Genomic DNA, 4,979 nt, shown 5'->3' on the forward strand with positions numbered 1-4,979 from the left:
TCGCCGCAAGCGCCATTTCGGTGCGACGCCCGAGCCCGAAGGGGCGCACGGCAAGCGTCGCGCGAAGCCGGATACGCAAGCGGCCTCGAAGCCGAAGGCGAAGCAGCCCGCCGCGCGCGCACGCCATCCGCTGCGCTTCGTGATCCAGGAGCACCACGCGCGCCGGCTGCACTACGATTTCCGGCTCGAACTCGACGGCACGCTGAAATCGTGGGCCGTGCCGAAGGGGCCGAGCTTCGATCCGCAGGTGAAGCGGCTCGCGGTGCACGTCGAGGACCATCCGCTGGAATACGCGTCGTTCGAAGGCGAGATTCCGGCCGGGCATTACGGTGCGGGCTCGGTCGTCGTGTGGGACGAAGGCACGTGGACGCCCGATGGCGGCGTCGCGCAGGCGCGCGAAGGCTACCGGGCCGGCAAGCTGACGTTCCGGCTCGACGGCGAGAAACTGCACGGCGGCTGGGCGCTCGTGCGCAGCGGGCGGCAGGAAGGGCGTCAGGAGCAGTGGCTGCTGATCAAGGAGCGCGACGACGACGCGCGCAGCGCCGATGAATTCGACGTCGTCGGCGAGCGGCCGGGGAGCGTGCATGACGGCGCGACCCACGGCGCGGCACGCAAGCGCGCGGCGCGGCGCGGCCGAGCGACCGACGCGGATGGCGATGCACATGACGCGCGACCCGCAAGCCACACAAGCCACGCAAGCCAGCGCCCCGCCGACCCGTCGCAGGTCGAAGGCGCGGTGCGCGCGCCGCTGCCCGAGCGCATCGCGCCGCAGCTCGCGACGCTGGTCGATGCACCGCCGACGCAGGGCGGCTGGTGCTACGAACTGAAATTCGACGGCTACCGCATCCTGGCGCGCATCGCAGGCAAGGGCGCACGCCGGCGCGTCACGCTGATGACGCGCGAAGGCCGGGACTGGACCGCGAAGCTGCGCGCGCAGCGCGACGCGCTCGCGGCGCTCGATCTCGACGACGCATGGCTCGACGGCGAGGCCGTCGTGCTCGGCGAGAACGGCCTGCCCGATTTCCAGGCGCTGCAGAACGCGTTCGGCACGGACCGCTCGGATGCGATCACCTTCTTCGTGTTCGACCTGCCTTATCTCGACGGCTACGACCTGCGCGACGCGTCGCTCACCGAGCGTCGCGCGCTGCTCGAACCGCTGCTCGCGAACAGCGACCCGGCGCGCGTGCGCTTTTCGCCCGATCTCGGCGAGGACGTCGCGTCGCTGATCGCGAGCGCCTGCGACACCGGCCTCGAAGGACTGATCGGCAAGCGCGCGGACTCGCGCTATCGCGCCGGCCGGTCGCCCGCGTGGATCAAGCTCAAATGCCGGCGCCGGCAGGAGTTCGTGATCGGTGGTTTTACCGAGCCGTCGGGCAGCCGGCACGGCTTCGGCGCGCTGCTGCTCGGTGTGCACGAGCCGGCGCCGGCCGGCAAGCGGCGGCGCGGGCCCGGGCCGCTGCGCTACGTCGGCCGCGTCGGCACCGGCTTCGATGCGCGGATGCTCGACCGTCTCGCCGTGATCCTGCGCAAACACGAGCGCGACACGATGCCGTTCGATGAACCGCCGCGCGAACGCACGCGCACCCGCGTGCACTGGGTCGAGCCGACGCTCGTCGCCGAATGCGAATTCGCGGAATGGACCGGCGACGGGATCGTGCGGCAGGCCGCGTTCATCGCGCTGCGCGAGGACAAGCCGGCGGCGCAGATCGTCCGCGAGATGCCCAAACATACGGAAACGGAGGTGACGATGGATCAACACCCGACCCCGCACGACGACACACGCAAGCGCGCATCGCATGCCGCTCGTGAAACCGGCGATCGCAAACCGTCCGCACGGTCTCGCGCAGCGGCCCGAGCCGACGGCGACGCGTCCGGCCCCGACACGCTCGGCCGCGTGCGCATCACGCATCCCGAGCGCGTGCTCGACCCGCAAAGCGGCACGCGCAAGATCGACCTCGCGCGGTACTGGCAATGGGTCGCGCCGTGGCTGTTGCCCGACCTCGAGGGCCGGCCGGTTTCGCTCGTGCGCGCCCCGGGCGACATCGCCGGCGAGCTGTTCTTCCAGAAGCACGCGGAGCGTCGCGAGATTCCGTTCGTCACGCAGCACGAAGGGCTCGACCCCGGCCACGGGCCGCTGCTGTCGATCGACAACGTCGACGCGCTGCTCGGCGCCGCGCAGATGGGCACGGTCGAACTGCACACGTGGAACGCGCATGCGTCGAACATCGAGCGGCCCGACCGCATCGTGTTCGACCTCGATCCCGATCCGGCGCTGCCGTGGCGCACGATGATCGACGCCGCGCAGCTCGTGCGCGGGCTGCTCGACGAGCTCGGGCTCGTGTCGTTCTGCAAGACGAGCGGCGGCAAGGGGCTGCACGTCGTCGTGCCGCTCACGCGGCATGCGGGCTGGGACGACGTGAAGGACTTTTCGCGCGCGGTCGCGCAGCACGTCGCCGGCACGCTGCCCGAACGCTTCACCGCGACGATGGGGCCGCGCCACCGGCGCGGCAAGATCTTCGTCGACTACCTGCGCAACGGGCGCGGGGCGAGCACGATCGCCGCCTATTCGGTGCGCGCGCGGCCCGGCATGGGCGTGTCGGTGCCGCTCGACTGGGACGAGGTGCCTGACACGACGGGCGGCGCGCAATGGACGATCGACACGCTGCACGAACGGCTGGACACGCTGAAGCGCGACCCGTGGGAAGGCTACGCGAAGGCGCGCCAGCGCATCACCGCGGCGATGCGGGCGCGGCTCGGCGCCGACACGTGAACCGTCAGTGCCGATGCTGCTGCAACCGGTAGTACCAGTTCATCAGCGGCGTCGCGGAAATCCCGTGCGCGACCACCGACGCGGACACCACGGCCAGCACCGGCGCCGCGAGCGGGCGCACGACGTCGGACGGCCCGTGCTCGAGCGCGAACAGCAGGTAGTAGAACGAGCCGATCCCGCGGATGCCGAACCACGCCATCAGCCGCCGCTGCGCATGCGTCGCGCGCGAGCCGGCCAGCGTGACCAGCACCGCGAGCGGACGCACGGCGACGAACAGCACGGCGGCCAGCGCGACGGCGCCCCACGTGAGCAGCGGGCCGGGCAGCGTCGAGAGCACGCTGCCGATCATCGTCATCACGATCGCTTCGGCGATCCGTTCGAGCTCGATCGTGAAGCCGAGCACCGATTCGGCCATGAACGCATGCGCTTTCTCCGGATGCTTCTCGGTCGCGACCACGTCTTCCGAATCGATCTGGCCGATCACTTCGCGCGGCGGGCGGTCGCCGCTCGCGCGATGCTCGACGCGCCGCATCGCGACGCCGGCCGCGAACGTCGCGATGAAGCCGAACGTGTGCGCGAGCTGCGCGGCGCCGAACGACAGCACGATCAGCGCGAGCGCGAAGAAGCCTTCGAGGCCGAGCGCCTGCGCGTGCCGCGTGCGCAGCCAGCCGATCGTCTTCGTCGTGGCCCAGCCGAGCCCGCCGCCGATCGCGGCCGCGCCCGCGATGCCCCACAGCGCGACCAGCGCGAATGTGCCGGACAGCGGCGGGATGCCGTGCGTCGCACCCGGTGCGCCGCACAGCGCGAGCCCCGCGAGCGCGAACGGCAGCGCGATGCCGTCGTTCATTCCGCCTTCGCCGGACAACGCGAAGCGCACCAGGTCGCGATCGCCCGGATCGTGTACCTGCACGTCGTGCGCGAGCACGGGGTCGGTCGGCGCGAGGATCGCCGCGAGCAGCAACGCAGGGCCCCAGCCAAGGCCCAGCGCGAGCACCGCGCACGCGGCGAGCAGCGGCACGGTGACGATCATCGCGAGCAGCCCGAGGCGGCACGGCACGAGCCACAGCTTGTCGGACAGCGGCACGCGCAGCCGCAGCCCGATCGCGAACAGCGACACGAGCAGCGCGACCTCGACGATCTCGCGCAGCAGCTGCCCGTCGCGTTCGAGGTCGAGATGCAGCAGGCCGGCGCCGGCCGGGCCGAGCGCGATGCCGAGCACCAGGTAAATCATCGCCGAGCTGCAGGGCAGGTGGCGCAGTGCGGACGTCACGACGCCCATGCCCAGCAGCACCGCGCCGATGATCAGATACCAGAGGGTTTCGTGCATGCGTGTGATCGCAGCGCAGGGGTGGAGACGAGCATACGAGCCGCGCGCCGGCCGTCAGGGCTTGCGGCCGAAGGCTTCGCGCAGTTTCCGCTTCGCGCGTTCGAGGGTCGCGCGGCGCGTTTTCGGCAGGTTGCGGCCGGCGCGGTTCACGTAGAAGTTCAGCATCGACATCGCCGACTGGAACGGCGACGCCTTGCGGCGGCGGCTGTGTTCGGCCGAGCGCTTCAGCGACGCGGCGATCGCGGCCGGATCGTCGGATTTGAAGATGTCGGGCTCGATGTCGAGCGCATCGCTTTTTTGCGTGACTTTGCCGGACCAGCGCTTGCGGTGGGCCGGGTCGGCGCTGCGCGCGCGGCCGGGGCGGCGCGTGTGGCGTTTGCCGTGCGGCTTGTCGTGCGCGTGGGAAGCAGAAGCGGAAGGCATGAGGCAGGGGCTCCGTAGGGATTCACAGGACGGTCGTGCGAAGACGCGGGACGCAAACCGCGTGCCGCGTCGTGAACGTGCAGACGACGGCATGGGCCTTGCTGAAGGACCGGAGCAGGAATTTCGATCAAGCGATCATCCATAGGGAGAAAACGCCATGAAATCAGCATTCGAATCGAAGTGTGTCGCGCGGCATGTGCTGGCGTGCGCGGCTGTCGCGATCGTCGCGGCCGCGCCGGCCGCGTGGGCGCAGAACTCGCAGCGCTCGGACGAGGGCACCGGCGCGCCGAATCCGTCGATGGACATGTCGACGCCGGGCACCAACGGCAATACGACCGCGCCGCCGCCACCGGCCGGCACGCAGCGGCATGGCGCGAAGCACGGGATGCGTTCGCACAGCGGGTCGGCCGGCCACGTGAAGCCGGGCGGCGGCCCGAACGGCGCGGGCCAGGGCGGTAG

The 4,979-nt window shown here is 71.1% G+C and carries 4 protein-coding genes; 2 read left to right on the forward strand and 2 right to left on the reverse strand.

Annotation, left to right across the window (positions count from 1 at the left end; translation table 11 throughout):
* Positions 1 to 2,770: DNA ligase D (gene ligD, locus H3O04_RS33840; protein WP_202589348.1), on the forward strand; the 2,770-nt coding region annotated here is incomplete at its 5' end.
* A 4-nt stretch (positions 2,771 to 2,774) separates the two neighbouring features.
* Here the strand turns inward: ligD and H3O04_RS33845 are convergent.
* Both H3O04_RS33845 and H3O04_RS33850 read right to left on the reverse strand, forming a co-directional pair.
* Entirely contained in the window at positions 2,775 to 4,097 is a 1,323-nt protein-coding gene (locus H3O04_RS33845; RefSeq protein ID WP_105797998.1) for a cation:proton antiporter domain-containing protein, read from the reverse strand.
* 54 nt (positions 4,098 to 4,151) lie between these two features.
* Complete coding sequence (locus H3O04_RS33850; protein ID WP_023477778.1) at positions 4,152 to 4,520, reverse strand: DUF3175 domain-containing protein; 369 nt, start codon at positions 4,518 to 4,520, stop codon at positions 4,152 to 4,154.
* 157 nt (positions 4,521 to 4,677) lie between these two features.
* Between H3O04_RS33850 and H3O04_RS33855 the strand changes: the two genes are divergently transcribed.
* Positions 4,678 to 4,979, forward strand: a 302-nt coding sequence (locus H3O04_RS33855) for a hypothetical protein (RefSeq protein ID WP_202589349.1), incomplete at its 3' end; no start/stop codon positions are given.

The sequence above is a fragment of the Burkholderia sp. KCJ3K979 genome, assembly GCF_016759955.1.
Lineage (GTDB): Bacteria > Pseudomonadota > Gammaproteobacteria > Burkholderiales > Burkholderiaceae > Burkholderia > Burkholderia orbicola.

What these genes read in the sequence shown, in the direction of transcription:
- H3O04_RS33850 (WP_023477778.1), bottom strand. Translation starts at nt 4,520, where the DNA reads ATGCCTTCCGCTTCTGCTTCCCACGCGCACGACAAGCCGCACGGCAAA.
- H3O04_RS33845 (WP_105797998.1), bottom strand. Translation starts at nt 4,097, where the DNA reads ATGCACGAAACCCTCTGGTATCTGATCATCGGCGCGGTGCTGCTGGGC.